The organism is Corynebacterium camporealensis (assembly GCF_000980815.1).
GTDB lineage: Bacteria > Actinomycetota > Actinomycetes > Mycobacteriales > Mycobacteriaceae > Corynebacterium > Corynebacterium camporealense.
Map to the genome: position 1 here is coordinate 556787 of NZ_CP011311.1, position 17589 is coordinate 574375.

The following is a 17589-nucleotide window of genomic DNA, read 5'->3' on the forward strand; positions in this document are numbered from 1 at the left end:
ATGAACAAGATAGTCGAAAAGAACTGCAGCACGTTCGAGTACAGGGAGGAACCGCTTGTTCGGTACCTCGAGGACATTGCTGAGCAAGACCCACAGAAGGAGGCGATCCTGTTCTATGGTTCATCGTTTAGCTACAAATGGTTAAACGAGACTGCAGAATTGCTCGCCCTGCGGTTGGCAATGGAGGGAGTAAGGAAAGGCGATGTAATTGCTGCATATATGCAAAACTGCCCCCAGTTTGTTGCTACCTATTTTGCGGCTCAGAAGCTTGGTGCTGTGATCAGCCCTTGCAACCCGATGCTCAAATCTAAAGAGCTCAAGTACCAGTTGGAAGATTTGGAAGCGGTTGCTCTGATTGCAAGCTCTGAATTGGTGCATGAGTTTGAGGCTTTAGATTCAACTTCAGTTCGCACTTTGATCGTGACGAGCTTTGACGATGTTCTTGATTTGGAAACTCATTCGAGTGAATATCGCTTCGCTCCACCTGCACGGTATGAGCCTAAGGCTGCTCATTTAACTTGGCAGGAGGCAGTAAGCCATAATAGCGAGGCAGAGTCCTACCGAGAGCATCTTTGCCCGGACGTACATTTCTCGGAAGATGTTTCGCTAATCATCTACACTTCGGGTACGAGCGGATTGCCTAAAGGCGCGATGCTCTCGTATCGAAATTGCACTTTCAAAGCTAATTGCGTCGCTGCGAATTTTGAATACACTTCCGGGGATCGAGTTTCTGCCACGATGCCGATTTTCCATGTAGCCGGGATGGTTGTTGGTATGACAGCGGTAATCTCTGTTGGCGCTACTATGGTCCTGCAAGCGCGATTTGATGCTGAAGACTTTGTTGACTTGGCCGTACGGCATGGAATGACTTTCTCCTACACCACCCCGCCAATCAATGCTGCAATTCTGTCGACTGGTCGTGGTAAAGAGCTCTCCATTCTTCGACAAAGCATTGGAACGAGCTTTGGATCGCAGATCACCGAGAGTCTCTCGGACGAATGGGAGGCTGCTACGGGGCAGAAGTTCTATGAATTTGCCTATGGTATGAGCGAAACTCATACAGCCGATACGATGACGCCTCCGGGTGGGATTGTATGGGGCAGCACCGGTTTGCCGACATTCTGCACAGATATCCAAATCTCTGATCCAGAAGATCGTTCTAGAATTCTCGGACCAAACGAATTAGGCGAGATTAGTATCAAGAGTCCTGCCGTCTTCCTTGGTTACAAGGGGAAGCCCGACGCTACTGATGCAGCGATGGTAGATGGGCGTTACTACACCGGCGATATGGGCCGAATTGATGAAAACGGGTATCTATTCTTTGATGGACGTTTCAAAGAAATGATCAAATCGAATGGGTATTCAGTCTTCCCGGAAGAAGTGGAAAAGTATCTTCAGGACCATCCAGCTGTTAAGCAAGCTGTCGCCATCGGAGTCCCAGATCGCGTCCGCGGTGAGTCGGTCAAAGCCTTCATTGTCTTGAGAGAAGATGCATCTTCCTCTGTCACTGAAGATGATATCGTTCAGTGGGCTCGAGATAACATGGCTGCTTACAAGTATCCACGTTTGGTTGAGTTTATCGATAAGGTTCCCGAGACTGCTACCGGAAAGATGCTTCGTGCGAAACTACGTGAAGCATAGATTCGTTTGTTCCGTTCCTAGCGTTGGTTGATCATTCGAGATGGGCGGAGTACTTTCTTCTGGAAAGTTTGCATATCGGTGTTTCGGTTAAGGCAGGAATTACCGTGAACATTGCGATCTAAACAGGCTTTTGGCGGCCGATGGCATATTCATGTCATTGGCCGCTTAGAGTGGTGCTGCTTTTCGGTGCGAATGGGAAGGTCCCTTGTATAACGAAATGAGCGTAGGCATTCCGCGTGCAGGTATCGTTATTGCTTTGCAGGCATGGGGCTGATGGAGAGGGGCGTACTGCTCGGAAAGGGTTCAGGGGAGTCACCGTTTTCGGACATGCTTTCAGGAGTGGAAAATGCCTTGCGATAACTTGAGGTGACTGTGGTGGGTGTCGCAGCTTGCAGAGTGCGGATCAGAAAGATCTATCCGCAGGAACTCTGTCCAAACGGCTCTATCCAGTAGAAATTGATTGACTTAGTCGAGTTGAGCGAACTGCTCTCCATGAGAAGTTCTGGGGCACTGATGTTGAATTGCGGAGCATAGTTCAAAGTTCGGCGTCAAGGAGCGCTTACTGTTCTGTGGTTTCGTCTGTGCAAATAGAGGATTGTCAACTCTAATCGGTTTTCTTTGTACTTTTTAATACAAACTTAAGCTAGTCTCCTGTTTGTAAATTTGTAATCTTAGTCTCACTACCGACGAGCTGTCGCGTAACACACGCACTTAGTTGAGGAGAGTGAGACCGTTGTCCGAAAAGAGCATCAAGATCCGTGGTGCAGTTCTAGAAACCCTAGGCGCTCCACGCCCCTACGCTGAATCCCGCCCGCTTAACGTGCAGGAGCTGGAACTGGATGCACCAGGCCCGAACGAGGTTCTGGTCAAGATTGCCGCTTCCGGTGTTTGCCATTCCGACCTGTCCGTGGTGAATAACAACCGCCCGCGCCCGCTTCCAATGCTGCTGGGTCACGAGTCCGCAGGTTTCGTTGAGGCAGTCGGCGAGGGCGTCGACGACCTGGAGATCGGCCAGCAAGTTGTGTTTACCTTCCTTCCGCGCTGTGGCGAGTGCCGCGAGTGCAAGACCGACGGCCAGATGCCGTGTTCGGTCGGCACCATCTACAACGAAGAAGGCTCGTTGATGCGCGGTACCCGCCGCCTGCACCGCGATGGCGAGCAAGTTCACCACCACGTTGGTGTTTCTTGCTTTGCTACCCACGCTGTTGCTGCACGCGAGTCCCTGGTTCCGATTGGCAACGACGTTCCTTCCGATATTGCTGCAGTGTTTGGCTGCGCCATCCTCACCGGTGGCGGCGCAGTGCTCAACGAGATCAAGCCTGGTCCGGAGGACACTGTTGCCGTCGTCGGTATTGGTGGCGTGGGCATGGCTGCCATCATCACCGCAGTTGGCCTCGGTGTGAAGAAGGTCGTGGGCATCGATATGCAGGAGTCTAAGCGTCAGACCGCTCTGGAACTCGGCGCTGACGAGGTCTACTCCCCACAGGAAGCAGAAGAGCAGGGCCTGGTCTTCGACGGAGTTATCGAGGCTGCCGGCCATCCGAAGGCACTCGAAACCGCATTCAAGGTCACCCGCGCTGGTGGCATCACCGCGACGGTCGGTCTGCCGGCACCAAACAGCCAGATTGTCATCGACCCGCTCGTTGTCACCGCACAGGCTCGTCGCCTGCACGGTTCCTACCTTGGCTCTTCGGTCCCAAGCAAGGATATTCCGAAGTACGAGCAGCTGTGGCGCGAAGGCAAGCTCAACGCTGAAGGCCTGATTTCTTCCCACATCAAGCTGGATGAAATCAACGAAGCGATGGATGCGCTCTCGGATGGAACGGTCCTGCGTCAGATCATCACCTTTGACTAAGGGCGAAATGCCAGGCAGCAGTTGCTCCGACAACTGCCGCCTGGCATCGACATAACTTACATAGCTCAGGCGTCAGACCACGGTGCTGACAGCCGCGAACGCATTGGATAAATCATGGCAATCTATGAGAGAGAACACGGCGGTGAACAGCCATATTGGCCATTAGGGCCATTCCAGGTACGCCTGCCGTTGGTGCATTACCGACTGGAAACAGCAGAAATCGTGCAGGGCATCATCATGGTCGTGGTGGCCATGGCTATCATTCCTCACCTTGAGGAACACGCGGGCGTTCCTTATGAAATCGCTCTGGCGATTTGCGTTGTTGCCCACGGCTTCGGCAACCTGCTGCCGGCACTGCTGGGTGCTCCTTACATCGCAGGTTGGATTACTCCTGCACTACCCCTTGTGGCGACATATCTCGGCGACTTTGAGCCAGGGCAAGAATCCATTCAGGCGCTTATCGCGCTGAACATCATCGTCTTTGGCATCTTCTTCATCCTCGGTATCACCAAGACCGGTTCGAAGATCCTGCGCTTTGTTCCGAACTCTATGCAGGCCGGAATTATCCTTGGTGCCGGTATCGCGGCACTGATGGGTGAAATCGGTGAGGGCGGTACCGTGCTGGAGGCGCCCATCGCCATGATTGTGGCTGCGCTGCTGACCGTGTACTTCATGTTCTCGGAGTCTTTTGACCAGCTGACCAAGCGCTTTAAGTTCGCCAAGATTACCTCGAACTACGGCATCGTTCCGGCGCTGACTGCTGCTATCGCCGTTGCGTTCGTGACCAACGAGTTCCCGCGTCCTAACGTCGAGTGGGGCGTGACCGTACCGGACTTCGCAGGACTCTGGCAGTACTCGCCATTCGTTGCGGGATTCCCTGCAATGGAAGTCTTCCTTGCAGCTATCCCGACCGCGATTATTTCCTACATCATTGCCTACGGCGACATCATCGTCGGTAAGACCCTGAACGCCCGCGCTGATGAGGTTCGCCAGGACGAGAAGATCGACTACAACATCGACCGCCTGCACCTGGTGACCTCTTTCCGTAACCTGATCATGGCGCTGTTCGCTCCGAGCCCTGGCCAGGGTGGCCCCATCTGGACTGCAATCCAGGCCACCGTTTCTGCTCGTTATGCCCATGGCCGCAAGGCAATGGACTCGATTTACAGTGGCGGCGGCACCCTGCACATCGCGTGTACCCTCGCACTGTTTATCCTGCCGGTCATCACCTTCTTCCAGCCGTTCCAGCCACTCGCGCTGTCGGTGACCATGCTGGCTACCGCGTACGTCTGTATCCAGGTTGGCCTGGAGCAGCTGAAGTCCACTGTCGAAACCGGCGTTGCTGGTGTCGTGGCAGTCGTGCTGGCACTGCACGGTGCAGTCTACGCCCTGCTGGTCGGCGTCATCCTGTACCTGCTGGTGGAGAAGCGCTACCTGAAGGACGACGAGCCACAGGTGGAAGAAGACCCCGACCACCACCTCATCCCAGAGGAAAATGAAGTCGAGCCTTTGAGCAACGAGGATGTCGAAGCTGACAAAAAGTAACTGGTAGCATCGCCAGAACTAGCAACAATTAAAGGAGGTAAGCCGTAAGGCTTACCTCCTTTTAATGTGCGAGAAATCGTTTACTTGTACCAGTTACCGTCCACTGACATACCGCCATCAACGCGAATCGATTGCCCGGTGATATAAGACGACGCTTCCGTTGCCAGGAAACAAATACAATCCGCAATCTCCGAGGGCTTACCCCATCGGTTCAAAGGAGTACGTTCGCTGACCGGAGTTGGATCCAGAATGCCCTCATTAATTTGCTTCAAGGTCAACGCTGTCTCGTTATAGCCCGGTGCCACCGCATTCACGCGGATACCGTGCTTAGCCCACTCGACAGCCAAAGACTTCGTCAGACCGTTGATGGCGTGCTTAGCAGTGTTGTAACTCGCACGCCCCGGCATGCCCAACGTGCCAGCAATCGAGGAGATATTAACGATAGCGCCCTTAGATTGCTTCAGCGCTGGGAAGGCTGCCCGGCAGACACGGAAAGCCCCATCAACGTGCACACCCATCACACCGGTCCAATCACCATCGCTTACTTCAGCAGTAGGACCCGGACGCGAGTTACCCGCACAATTCACCAAGGCGTCAATCGTGCCGAAGTGTTCAAGCACCTGTGCAATGGCAGCATCAACTGAGGACGAATCGGTGACATCGGTCTGGATAGCCAAAGTTTCCTTACCAAGCGCTTGACGCACCGCGTCAAGCCTGTCTTCCGAGAAATCAAGAACAGCGACGTTACCGCCATTCGCAGCCCACATCGTGGCAGCAGCAAGGCCTAGGCCCGAACCGCCACCAGTAATCACCGCAGTCTTGCCTTCGGTATTCCACTTAGTCATGAGATTCCTTTCAAAAGGAAGAGCTAGGAATTGTGCTTGCGAATGAACTCCGCAATGTTGCCTAGTTCTTCCTCAGCTGCACGAACTGTACCAGCAGAGTTGATGATGCCGTGGTGGTAACCCGGCAGATGGCGGTGAGTGACTTTCGCACCAGCGAGGGCAAGCTTCCCGGCGTATTCGATTCCTTCATCGGCTAGCGGGTCATTATCCACGGTAAGGATGTACGTGGCAGGTAACGAAGAAGGAAGGTCCGCGTACAGAGGACTGATATCGCTAGCACTACGGTCATCGACCTCGCTGACGTAGTTATTGATAAACCAGCTAGAGGTGCTCTTAACCAACAGGTACCCTTCCTGGATACGCTGGTAGGAACCACCGGTTGCGATGCGCTCTTCAGTCAGATCAACGGCAGGGTAGATGAGCGATTGCGTAAGCAACGGTTGCAGTGAATCGTCGTCGGCACATTCATTAGCGAGCACCGCAGCGAGTTGGCCACCCGCGGAATCACCTACCACGTTGAGGCTAGAAGCATCTACGCCGTGTTCTGAAGAAGCATCCGCAAGCCAACGCAGCGCATCGCAGCAATCCTCTATCGCAGCCGGGTAGGGGTGTTCCGGTGCAAGACGGTAGTCGACAGCCACCACGGGGAATCCAGATGCAATCGCTAGACGACGCGCCGGAGAATCATGCGTTTCCAAATTGCCGATGGTCCACCCACCACCGTGGGCGAACAAGATTGCGGGAGTCTCATCATCCCGCTGCTCCACAGGACGCGGGTCATACAAACGCACTCGGTAATCGCCACGGTCGTAATCAGTGACCTCGATTTCGACAGTTTCCTGCAGCGCAGCAGCCCTGCTGGATTCGACGTAGAAGTCACGCAGGAAAGGAATTTCCAACGATTCAAACTTCACCGCACCAGTAGTGCGGTATTCCTCCAACGCAGTCCAGGCGTCTTGAGTGATAGGGCGACCGCTGTACTCATCTTTCGCGGTGTGTAGGGGCTGATTCATGTGAGCCTCCAAGTAAGTAGGGAAGGGGCGAACAGCTAAAAGCTGTGTGACCCACATTACAGGAGCTGCACTATTAGAGGAGTGGATAAATCAACGTACCCCGGCCATCCACAGTGTCACGTAGTCCACTGTTTCGCCTCGTCATCCACATCTTCCAACCGCACACCAGAAGTCTCCCGCACGCTGCGCACCAACACGAGCAACGAGATGCCCAGCACGACGAAGATGTAGAGCGCAATCGGCCACCACGTCCCGGTCGCACTCCACAGTTGGGTGGCGATGATAGGGGAGAGCGAACCACCCAAAATTGCACCGAGCTGGTACGCAGCCGAGATTCCGGAGTAGCGGGCGCGGGTAGGGAACATCTCGCTAAACAGCGACGCCACCGTCGCGGACATGAATGCCTGCGGAATAAGTCCCCACAACATCGCAAACAACACGATCGCGAAAGAACCCGTATTGAGCAATGGGAAATAAAAAGGCGCCCACACCAAACACAGCACACCACCCAGCAAGAAGGTTCGTCTCCGGCCAAGGCGGTCGGCAAGGTAACCGCCCACGAGCATCGCGAAGAACTGCACGACGTTGCCAATCAGCAGAATCAGCAACACGTCCTGGGAGCTCAACAAATCCGACAGCGTCAAGTAGGTCAGACTGAACGCCACGATGAGGAAGTACAAAGCATTCTCACCCACGCGCACCACCGCAGCTTTCAGAACCACCACCGGGTACTCGCGCAGCACCACACCAAAGCCCACTGCATCATCGCGACGCCGTTCGCGCTCCGCAGCAGCCTGCTTGAAGATGGGCGCATCCTCAACCTTCGTACGGATGTAGTACCCGACGATGACCACCACCGCCGACAACCAGAAGGCGATGCGCCAGCCCCAGGTGAGGAAGGCGGCATCGGAGAGCAAACTATTTGCAGTCAGCAGCACCACTGAAGCCAGCACATTGCCCGCACACGCTGCTGCCTGCGGATACGAGGACCAATAACCGCGCTGCGCCGGCGGGGAATGCTCACCCACCAGCAGCACCGCACCGCCCCACTCACCACCAACGGCAAAGCCCTGCACGAAACGCAGCAGCGCCAGCGTAATCGGCGCCGCATAACCCCACACGCTGAAATCCGGCAGGCAACCCATGAGAAACGTCGCAATACCAATGGTCAGCAGCGAGACCTGCAACAACTTCTTGCGCCCATAACGATCGCCGAGTTGCCCAAAGACAATCCCACCCAGCGGCCGCGCCACAAAGCCCACCGCATAGGTCAAAAACGCCGCCAGCACCGCATCGAGCGGATTATCCGACTCCGGGAAGAACGTCCTGCTAAACACCAGTGCCGCAGCCGTGCTGTAGATGAAAAATTCATACCATTCCACAATCGACCCAGCCATCGAGCCCACCACGGCACGGCGTAGCGTCGCACGCTTTACGATGCCCCCTTCAACCACAACTTCCTCCCTTCAGCAGCCAGTATTTCCGCTACCTTATCGCTAAGCACCCAACCCAGCAGCACTTCAACAACACAAAACAAAAGAGCCGGCCCCTAAAAGGAGCCGACTCTTGAAAGCAACGATTACAGGAACTGACGAATCGTGTTCTGAATCTGCGGAATGAACTGAGCCACGAAACCAACAATGCTCAAAATAGAAATCACGGTCGTCACGATGCCAATGACACCGCCACCAACACCAATGGAGGAACCACCGCCACCGCCGCCCTGTGGGCCGCGGAAGGTGTTCGGGTCGAAGGTCACGATACCGGTCGAATTCTCATCAGCGAACGCGGCGCGGTACAGGTTGTCCTCAATGCGCTGATCCGGCAAGCGGTTCGGCGTACCGGAACCCTTCTTAGCAAAAGTCGACGCAGCCGCGGTATGGATCTGGCCGTTGACCTTCATCTTGACGATGCCCAGACCAACGTACTTGTTGTCAGGATTAAGGAAGTGGTGGAGGTGTCCGTTTCCGTCATCGAAGTTGCCGTTGGCGCGCTTGAGCGCAGCAAGTTCGCCCTTGCCCCATCCGTCTTGAATGAAGTACTTCAGGCTCCAGTTGCCTTGGCCACCTGCGAGGTTGTTGCCCCAACCGCCGTAGCCGTTAATGGTTGCAGTATCTTCCTTCAGGCAGCCATTGCTCCTGTACTGGGCCTTAGTGCACGACTGTGCTGGACGTCGGTGGCGAAGACCCACGCTGGGAATGTACTCAGCGCTGCGCTGCACAGCAATCTTGGACAGTTGTGCGTCCATCACAAAGTCATTGGCGTATTGCTCTTTATTAGTGATTGCGCGGCGCTTGAGGTAGACCTGCAGTGGCATGCCATTGAAGGGCGGGTTTTCATCCCACATATCCCGGCGCAGCTGACGCAGAGCTGGCTCGCCAATGGAGTAGGCGTCGTTGAAGTTGTACTGAGCGGGGACAGCAACAAAGTTATTGCTGGTGGTACGGGTTTCCACCCCGGTTCCTGGGGCTGGTGCAGCGTTAGCAACAGCAGGGGACAGTAGTGCGAGGCTTGCTCACAGCAAGTGCGGCACGAGAAAAGGTACGCATCGGGTGCTCCTGAGAGAGAAGAGATGAGAGTATCTACTATCTTATCCGCACATGCGCTGGGAATAGTTACTTTGTTAGAGAAATAAAATCAGGATTGGTGCGTTTGGACTGCGCTTGGGCAGTAACAAACCCTGCTGACTCCGCCGAGTAAGGAGAACGGACTCGCCAGGAAACTAAAGCCTAAGAAGTAGAGGAACCGCTCTTATTCATCGCATTACGCATTGCAGTGCCGGTCTGTTTCCAAGCCTGCCTAACAGCGCCACCGGGGTGATGAATCTTCGTCTTTCGAATGACTCTGCCATCAGACGAGCGGGCAATCACTTGCGATCGCGGTTGAGTCGCAGCCATCGCTCTTCCTTTCAGCAGGCTGATTTGTATTACCACCATTATGCCAATCCCTGTGCAGCACCACACCTCGCAAACCCGTTCGCAAACATCACACTCAACACAAAGAAATTGTCGGCTGCCGCTGATAGCTTCAATGCATGGCTAATACCCCAACCGCCGTCGATGAGTCAGTGCAGAACCAGGACACCTCGCAGCTTGCGCCGGGTGTGACTATTGAGTGCCGCGATGAGCAGTGGCTGGTCAACAACGTGAGCAAGACTGCGGATGGTTTCCGCATTCGCTGTCGTGGCGTGAGTGATTACGTCCGCGACCAGACTGCGACGTTTTTTACTGCGCTAGATAAAATTCAGGTCTTCGACCCGGCGGATGTGACGGTCAAGCCGGATGATTCCCCGCACTTCCGCCATTCACGCCTGTGGTTGGAATCGACCCTGCGCCGTACGCCGGTGCCGCTGTATCAGGAGAACCTGGAAGTCGCCACACAGATGTTGGCAGACCCGTTGGACTACCAGCTGTCTGCGGTACGCACTGCGCTTTCCGATGACCGCATACGCCCCCGCGTCCTGCTCGCCGATGCAGTGGGCCTAGGCAAGACGTTGGAAATCGGAATGATTTTATCCGAGCTTATCCGCCGCGGCCGCGGTGAGCGCATCCTCGTGGTTACCCCAAAGCACGTGATGGAGCAGTTCCAACAGGAGCTGTGGACGCGCTTCGCCGTGCCGCTGGTGCGCCTGGATTCCCAGGGCATTCAGAAGGTGCGCCAGAAGCTACCCGCCTCGAAGAACCCTTTCTCGTACTTCCCGCGCGTGATTGTCTCGATGGATACGTTGAAGTCGCCGAAGTACCGCGCGCAGCTGCAAAAGTCCCGTTGGGATGCCGTGGTTATCGATGAGATTCACAACGCCACCAACGCCGGCTCGCAAAACAATGAGCTGGCCCGCACCCTGGCACCGACCACGGAGTCGCTCATCCTGGCCTCAGCCACCCCGCACAATGGTCGCGAGGATTCCTTCAAAGAGATTCTGCGTCTGCTGGACCCGTTGTCGGTGCGCAAGGATGGAAGTATCGATATGCAGGCGGCCAAGAAGCTGATTATCCGCCGCCACCGCAACTCCCCTGAGGTGGCGTCCGTGGTGGGGCAGAAGTGGGCGCAGCGCAAGGAGCCGCGCAACATCCCGGTGGAAGCCTCCCCGGAAGAAAACGCCGTGGCCCGCGAGCTGGCCGGCACCTGGGTGCAGAACAACTTAAGCAGCGAGCGCCTGTTCCCCTGGACCCTGGTCAAGGCTTTCCTGTCCTCCCCGGCGGCACTCCAGGAGACCATCGACAACCGCCGCAAGAACCTCGAGCAGCAAGATGACCAGTCCACTGAGCTGCAGAACCTCAACCACCTGGCGGAGCTTAACGCCAAGGTCACCGAGGAACACTCCAATAAGTTCATCGCCTTGGTCGATTACCTCCAAGAAATCGGCGTGAAGAAGGGCTCGGAGCGCCGCGCTGTAATTTTCTCCGAGCGCGTAGCCACCCTGCACTGGCTCAAGGAAAACCTGGACAAGCACCTCAAGCTGGGAAAGGGCGCGGTCAAGGTCATGCACGGTGGCCTGCCCGATACGGAGCAGCTCGCGCTTATCGACGAATTCAAGCGCGAAGACACCCCCTTGCGCATCCTCATTACTGGCGATGTCGCCTCCGAAGGTGTGAACCTGCACTCCCAGTGCCACCACCTGGTCCACTACGACATCCCCTGGTCGCTGATTCGCATCCAGCAGCGCAATGGCCGCATCGACCGCTACGGCCAGGAGCACAGCCCGGAAATCACCGCATTGCTGCTCGACCCGCAGGACGCCGATTCTATTGGTGAACTCCACGTGCTCACCCGCCTGATTGAACGCGAGTACTCCGCGAATCAATTGCTTGGCGATGCCGCACCCCTCATGGGCAAGCACAACCCTAAAGCGGAGGAGGACGAAATCCGTCGCATCCTCACCCGCGAGCGCGACTTCGAAGAAGTCGTGGCCAGCCCCGAAGACATCGTCACCGGAGCGCATGCCAAGGTGCAGCCAAGCGAACCAGCTGCACAAGACGACGACACCGACGACATCTTCGCCCTGCTGTTGGCAGCTGAAGAGGAAAGCGCCGAAGCCAACGAGGACTCCGATAGCAACGGTGCATCGCCTAGCGATCACCCCGCCGCTGATTCGATCCGCCGCAGCCTCTATGCCGCGGAGAACAAGTACCTTGAAGACGCACTCAACGAGGCCTTCAACGACCAGGCCTTCGCCAAGTCTCAGGCGGGCGGTGTCGAATACGTCGAACACGACAACGACATCGTGGAACTAACCCCACCGAAGGACTTGCAGCGACGCTTCGATTACCTGCCGCAGGATTACGTCTCCTACCGCAAGGTGGCCGAACGCCTCATGCTGGCAACGTCTGTTCCGAAGGGCGAACAGCACCTGCGCGCCGCACGCGAGGGCGATTCGCAGAAGTCCTGGCCGCGTGCGCACTTCTTAGGCCCGCTACACCCGGTGACCGAATGGGCTGCGGATAGGGCGCTGGCCTCGATGCCACAAAGTGAAATCCCGGCAGTGCTTGGCGATGTCACCGAACCCACCGTCCTACTCATGGGCACGCTGACCAACTCCCGCGGTCAGGTGGTCTCCCGTGTGTTCCTCTCCGCGAAGGAATTGCCTTTCCTACGCGCCGAGGACGGCACCAAGACCGCACAGTCCACCGGTATTGCCGACGTTCATGCCTGGCTGCGTGAGGTCGGATTACAAGACCGCGCGATTAACCCGGGTGACTTCGAAACCCCAGAAGACACCACGGCACTAATCGCCGCCGCAGTCAGCGCAGCAGAGGACAGTCTGGATATGACCAAGGGCGCTGCACAAGAAAAAGCCAACCAGCGCATCGACACCTGGAAGAGGCGCCGCAAGGACTGGGAAGACCACGGGCACAGCCAGCGCACCTTGTTGGTTCGCGATACCGAGCGACTCATCCAGCAAGAAAGCGAACTGTTGGTCTCTATGACTCCGCAGCGCAGCCTGGTCAGACCGCTGGTGGTCATCCTCCCGCGCAAGCGTGCTTAAACCAAGGCTTAAGCACGAAGAACCGAGCAATACTCACCGAAACTCACAACAGTAGAGGCTAGAAGCAATGGCAGATTTCGATTCCATCGTCAACGTCGAGGAATGGATCTCGGATTATTACCTGACCACCGACGAAAAGGGCAGCTCCTTTTCCAAGCGCGTCGATGATGCCACCAAGCAGTGGCGCAACACCGACAAAGAAGCCAAGCAGGCCGAAAAAGAAGGCCGCGTCCAACTCAACGCGGAATCCCCATTGGCACGCGTGACTTCTCGTCGTGAGGCTATCCAGACGCAGCTTTCCGCACTCGGTGAGAACGCTAGCGATGAACAACTCGAGCAGGTCTACGACCTCATCGACCAGGCCTTCGGCTACCCACGCCAGCGCGAGATTGAACTCTCCCGAAATAGCCAGCCATTGACCTTCACCGCTTCCATGGATGAGCGCGGTTCCTTTGTCTCCCTGCGTGCCGGGCAACTCCAAGCACTGGAAGATTTCACCACGCTAGAACTCCTCGGCGAGCAGCCCACGCTAGGGGAGAAGGAACAGGACCTGACCGCGTATCAGCTCGTCGGTGAAATCTTCCTGGCTGAACAAGCACCGGAACTTATCGTCATCCACGCCGGTAACTGGATGATTCTTGCCGAGCGCGAATCCTGGCCATTGGGCCGCTACCTCGCCGTCGATGTCGGCCTGGCCATTGAACGCAACGACCAGCGCGCCAAGGGCGAACTCCCGCGCATCGTGGCCATCCTGGCTGCCGAACACGTCATGCGCGGTGCCGACGGCACCACCTGGTGGCTCGATACCCTCCAGCAAGCCCGCGAACACTCCGTCAAGGTCTCGGAGGAACTTCGCGGTGCCATTAAGGCCTCTATCGAAATCATCGGCAACGATGTTCTCCAACGTCGTGCCGCACAGAACCTCAGCGCAGAAGATATCGAAGGCAATGAATTAGCCAACCAGGCCCTGCGCTACCTCTACCGCATTCTCTTCCTGCTCTTCGCTGAGTCCTCCCCGGAGCTGCAGATCCTGCCGACCGGCGATGCCGACTACGTCGAAGGCTACGGCGTATCCCGCCTGCGCGACATGATTCTCAGTGAACCAACCTCGCAGCGCGCCCAGAACGGCACCCACCTCTACGAGAGCCTGCAGCTGCTTTTCAACCTGGTCAACAACGGGCATCAAGCCCAGCTTGATGACGAACACCAACAGGACATCACCACCGGCAGCACCGACGACGGACTCGTCTTCCGTAACCTCGACGCAGACCTCTTCAAGAGCGAAGCCACCTCCTATATAGATGAGGTTCAGCTGTCGAATCTGGCGCTGCACAACGTATTGCGCAACCTGCTGCTGACCAAGGAAAAGCGCGGTGCCGATCGTGGTTTCATTTCCTACGCCACCCTGGGTGTGACCGAACTTGGGCAGGTCTACGAGGGCCTGATGTCGTATACCGGCTTTATCGCCCAAGAAGACTTGGTCGAAGTAGCCAAGCACGGCAATCCCGAGAAGGGCTCCTGGGTCGTACCCGAGCACCAGGTCAACGACCTTCCCGATGACTGCGTGGTCTACGAACAACAAGAAGCCGAACACGGTGGTCTTGAGCGCCGCCCCCGTCGTTTCCGTCGCGGCAGCTTCGTCTACCGCCAGTCTTCCCGTGACCGTGAGCGTTCCGCGTCCTTCTACTCCCCACCAGTCATTACCGAGTTCACTGTCGGCCAGGCTATCGAGGAACTAGAAAAGACCGGACGCATCGACACCGCCGATGACATCCTCACGCTGACCATTTGTGAGCCGGCCATGGGCTCAGGCGCCTTCGCCGTGGAAGCAGTCAACCAACTTGCCGAGCTCTACCTAGAGAAGAAACAACAGGAACTCGGCGAAGAAATCCCTGGCGACGAGCGCACCCAGGAACTCCAGCGCGTCAAGGCTTACATTGCTCTGCACCAGGTCTACGGCGTCGACCTGAACAAGACAGCCGTCGAACTTGCCGAGATCTCCTTGTGGCTCAACACCATGACCAAGGAACTCAAAGCCCCGTGGTTCGGCCTACACCTGCGCCACGGTAACTCCCTGGTCGGTGCCACCCGCTCGACCTTCGACGTCAAGGACTTAAAGACCAAGAAGTACCTCACCGCAACGCCGAAGCATCACCCAGTTCAAGAACTGGCCAGCCACATCGGTGACGACAACACTGCGCTGAAGTCCAAAGGCTCCATCTTCCACTTCCTCGTACCTGCTAAGGGCTGGGGTGCAGCTGCCGATGCCAAAGACCTCAAAGACATCGCACCAGATGAAATCAAGGCGATGAAGAACTGGCGTAAGAACATCGCCAAGGGACTTACCGCTGCCCAAATCAAGCAGGCCCAGGCCATCTCTAACCAGGCCGAACGCCTCTGGGAGCTTTCCCTGGTTCGCCTGCGTATCGCTGAAGACCAGATTCGCCGCGACCTGCCACTGTGGGGACGTGAGAACCACTCCACCGCGAAGAACGTCACCCGCGACCAGATTGAGAAGGAACTCCTGCACAATCTCGACGGTGCGTACCTGCGCCTGCGCACCGCAATGAACGTGTGGAATGCCCTGTGGTACTGGCCAGTCACCGCTGTCGACGAGCTTCCCGACATGGACGAGTACCTCGCCGCCATGCAAGACCTCCTGGGTACCTGGAACCCGGGCAAGGCCAATCGCAACCAAACCCAGCAAGCCTTCGGCTTCGACTTGAGCTGGGATGAACTCGACTATGTCGAATCCCTCGACCGCGCGTCCTCTGGCCGCAGACCGTTCGATGATGTCCTTAACGATCATCCCTGGCTGAACACCGCCACCAAGGTTTCCGACGAACAAGCCTTCTTCCACTGGGACCTCGACTTCGCTCCAGTGATGTCTACCGGCGGCTTCGACTTCCAGGTTGGTAATCCGCCGTGGGTTCGTCCGCGTACCGATGTCGATGCCCTGCTGTCCGAGCACGACCCGTGGTTCAATCTGGCGCTTAAGCCCACCCAGGCAGAGAAGAAGAAACGCCGAGCAAAGCTTGCCGATGACCAACGCGTCCGCGAAACCCTATTCAAAGGTATCGCTGACTCTGTGGTTACTTCCGCAGTGCTTGGTGATGTCGCCCGCTACCCACACCTACAAGGCCAACAGCCCGATCTTTACCGCGGCTTCATGGAGCGTACTTGGCAGATCACTGCTGCCGATGGCGTGATCTCCCTCATCCACCCTGAGTCACACTTCACCGAGAAGAAAGCTGCACCGCTGCGTGCAGGCGCATATTTGCGACTGCGTCGTCATTGGCACTTCGTAAATGAGTTAGTGCTCTTCGATGTCGATCACCACAATTCTTACGGCATCCACGTTTATGGTGCTGCGCAGCCAACGCCGTCGTTTATTGCCGCAGCGTCGATGTACCATCCTCGAACTGCAATCGATTCGCTCGTTCACGATGGCTCCGGACCCCTGCCGGGCTTTAAGGACGACAACAACAATTGGGACTTGCGCCCGCACCGTGATCGCATCATCACTGTTGATGAGGAAATGCTGAAGGTCTGGAACTCGATTCTTGAGGAGCCAGGCACACCACTTTTGGAGACCCGCACTGTGTACTCCGTCAACAGTGAGGCAGCGGGTGTTCTGGCAAAGCTTGCCGACGCTCCCCGCGTGAAATCACTTGGTCTGAGCTTTTCTGGTGGTTGGCACGAGACAGCTGACAAAAAGGCAGGTTACTTCGATTCGTCTTGGCAGCACCCCGATTCGTGGGATGACGTCATTCTCCAGGGGCCGCATCTTGGTGTGTCTACCCCAATGATTAAGCAGCCAAATCCAACGATGAAGCACAATCAGGATTGGTCCGAGATTGACCTCGAAGCAATGCCTGAGGACTTTATTCCGGCTACCGCGTATCTCCCAGAGCATGGTCGGAGTACCTATCGCTTCGACTATGGAACTTGGGAAGTTAACGGTGAACAAGTTCTGGTTGCTGATCAATACAGAGTTGCGTGGCGACGTATGGCTGCGACAACGGGCTTTAGAACGATGTACCCTGCATTGATTCCTCCGGGTACGTTGCATGTGCACCCTGTGCAATCCGCAGGGCTGCCTCGGGACGCGCATCAACTTCCGGTTCTTGGAGCGACCCTGTCGTCGTTCGTTATTGATTTTTTCGTGCGTTCTTCGAACCCAGGTGATTTACATCCCAGTACCGTTAAAGCATTGCCTTTGGCGTCGCATTTCGAAATTGAATTGGCTGAGAAGTACCTGCAGTTAAATTGTTTGACCAAGGCATATACCGAGATTTGGGAGTGGGAGACAAAGACTCCTTGGACAGGAAATGCCGCTTTAAGAAACGCCAAGGAGCGTTGGCAAGCGCAGAATGAAATCGATGCCATGGTGGCTTTGTCATTAGGGGTGACGTTAGAAGAACTGTTGATGATTTACCGCACGCAATTCCCAGTGATGCGCCGTTACGATCAAACTGACCTTTATGATGCCAATGGGCGCAAGGTTCCAAGCGAGATCCTCAAACTTGTAAAGAAGGCTAAAGGAGAAGAAACACTTTCCGAGGCTGACCGCACGTGGATTCATCCCCAGTCGGAGGTCGAGTACGTCTTTGAGTACCCATTTGCGCCTTTGGACCGTGAAGCAGACTTGGCCGAAGCATATGAGCGTTATGCTTCGATGTTGGATGAAAGCTAACCGGGAGT

At 56.2% G+C, this 17589-nt stretch carries 9 protein-coding genes; 5 read left to right on the top strand and 4 right to left on the bottom strand.

Annotated elements, in window-relative coordinates:
* The 3 genes from UL81_RS02735 (at position 1) to UL81_RS02745 (ending at position 5041) form a co-directional block, all read left to right on the top strand.
* Positions 1-1641, top strand: coding sequence for a class I adenylate-forming enzyme family protein (locus UL81_RS02735; RefSeq protein ID WP_035106800.1), 1641 nt, complete (start codon positions 1-3; stop codon positions 1639-1641).
* 748 nt (positions 1642-2389) lie between these two features.
* Entirely contained in the window at positions 2390-3496 is a 1107-nt protein-coding gene (locus UL81_RS02740) for an alcohol dehydrogenase catalytic domain-containing protein (RefSeq protein ID WP_081961587.1), read from the top strand.
* 114 nt (positions 3497-3610) lie between these two features.
* Positions 3611-5041: a solute carrier family 23 protein gene (locus UL81_RS02745; RefSeq protein WP_081961556.1), complete on the top strand. Its 1431-nt coding sequence runs from the start codon at positions 3611-3613 to the stop codon at positions 5039-5041.
* Between the two features lie 80 nt (positions 5042-5121).
* Here the strand turns inward: UL81_RS02745 and UL81_RS02750 are convergent, their stop codons facing one another.
* From UL81_RS02750 to UL81_RS02765, 4 genes are all read right to left on the bottom strand, one after another.
* Positions 5122-5886 carry an SDR family NAD(P)-dependent oxidoreductase gene (locus UL81_RS02750; protein ID WP_035106803.1) on the bottom strand — a complete coding sequence of 255 codons (765 nt, stop codon included), beginning with the start codon at positions 5884-5886 and terminating at the stop codon, positions 5122-5124.
* Positions 5887-5909: 23 nt separating this feature from the next.
* Complete coding sequence (locus UL81_RS02755; RefSeq protein WP_035106804.1) at positions 5910-6899, bottom strand: alpha/beta hydrolase; 990 nt, start codon at positions 6897-6899, stop codon at positions 5910-5912.
* Between the two features lie 116 nt (positions 6900-7015).
* Positions 7016-8296, bottom strand: coding sequence for an MFS transporter (locus UL81_RS02760; RefSeq protein WP_046453642.1), 1281 nt, complete (start codon positions 8294-8296; stop codon positions 7016-7018).
* Between the two features lie 182 nt (positions 8297-8478).
* The gene (locus UL81_RS02765; protein ID WP_035106805.1) at positions 8479-9354 is read right to left on the bottom strand and encodes a hypothetical protein; all 876 of its coding nucleotides are present in this window, start codon (positions 9352-9354) and stop codon (positions 8479-8481) included.
* Between the two features lie 579 nt (positions 9355-9933).
* Between UL81_RS02765 and UL81_RS02770 the strand changes: the two genes are divergently transcribed.
* Both UL81_RS02770 and UL81_RS02775 read left to right on the top strand, forming a co-directional pair.
* On the top strand, positions 9934-12885 hold the full coding sequence (locus UL81_RS02770) for a DEAD/DEAH box helicase (RefSeq protein WP_046453229.1): 2952 nt from the start codon (positions 9934-9936) through the stop codon (positions 12883-12885).
* A gap of 67 nt (positions 12886-12952) precedes the next feature.
* Positions 12953-17581: a DNA methyltransferase gene (locus UL81_RS02775; RefSeq protein ID WP_046453230.1), complete on the top strand. Its 4629-nt coding sequence runs from the start codon at positions 12953-12955 to the stop codon at positions 17579-17581.
* Positions 17582-17589 lie beyond the last annotated feature (8 nt).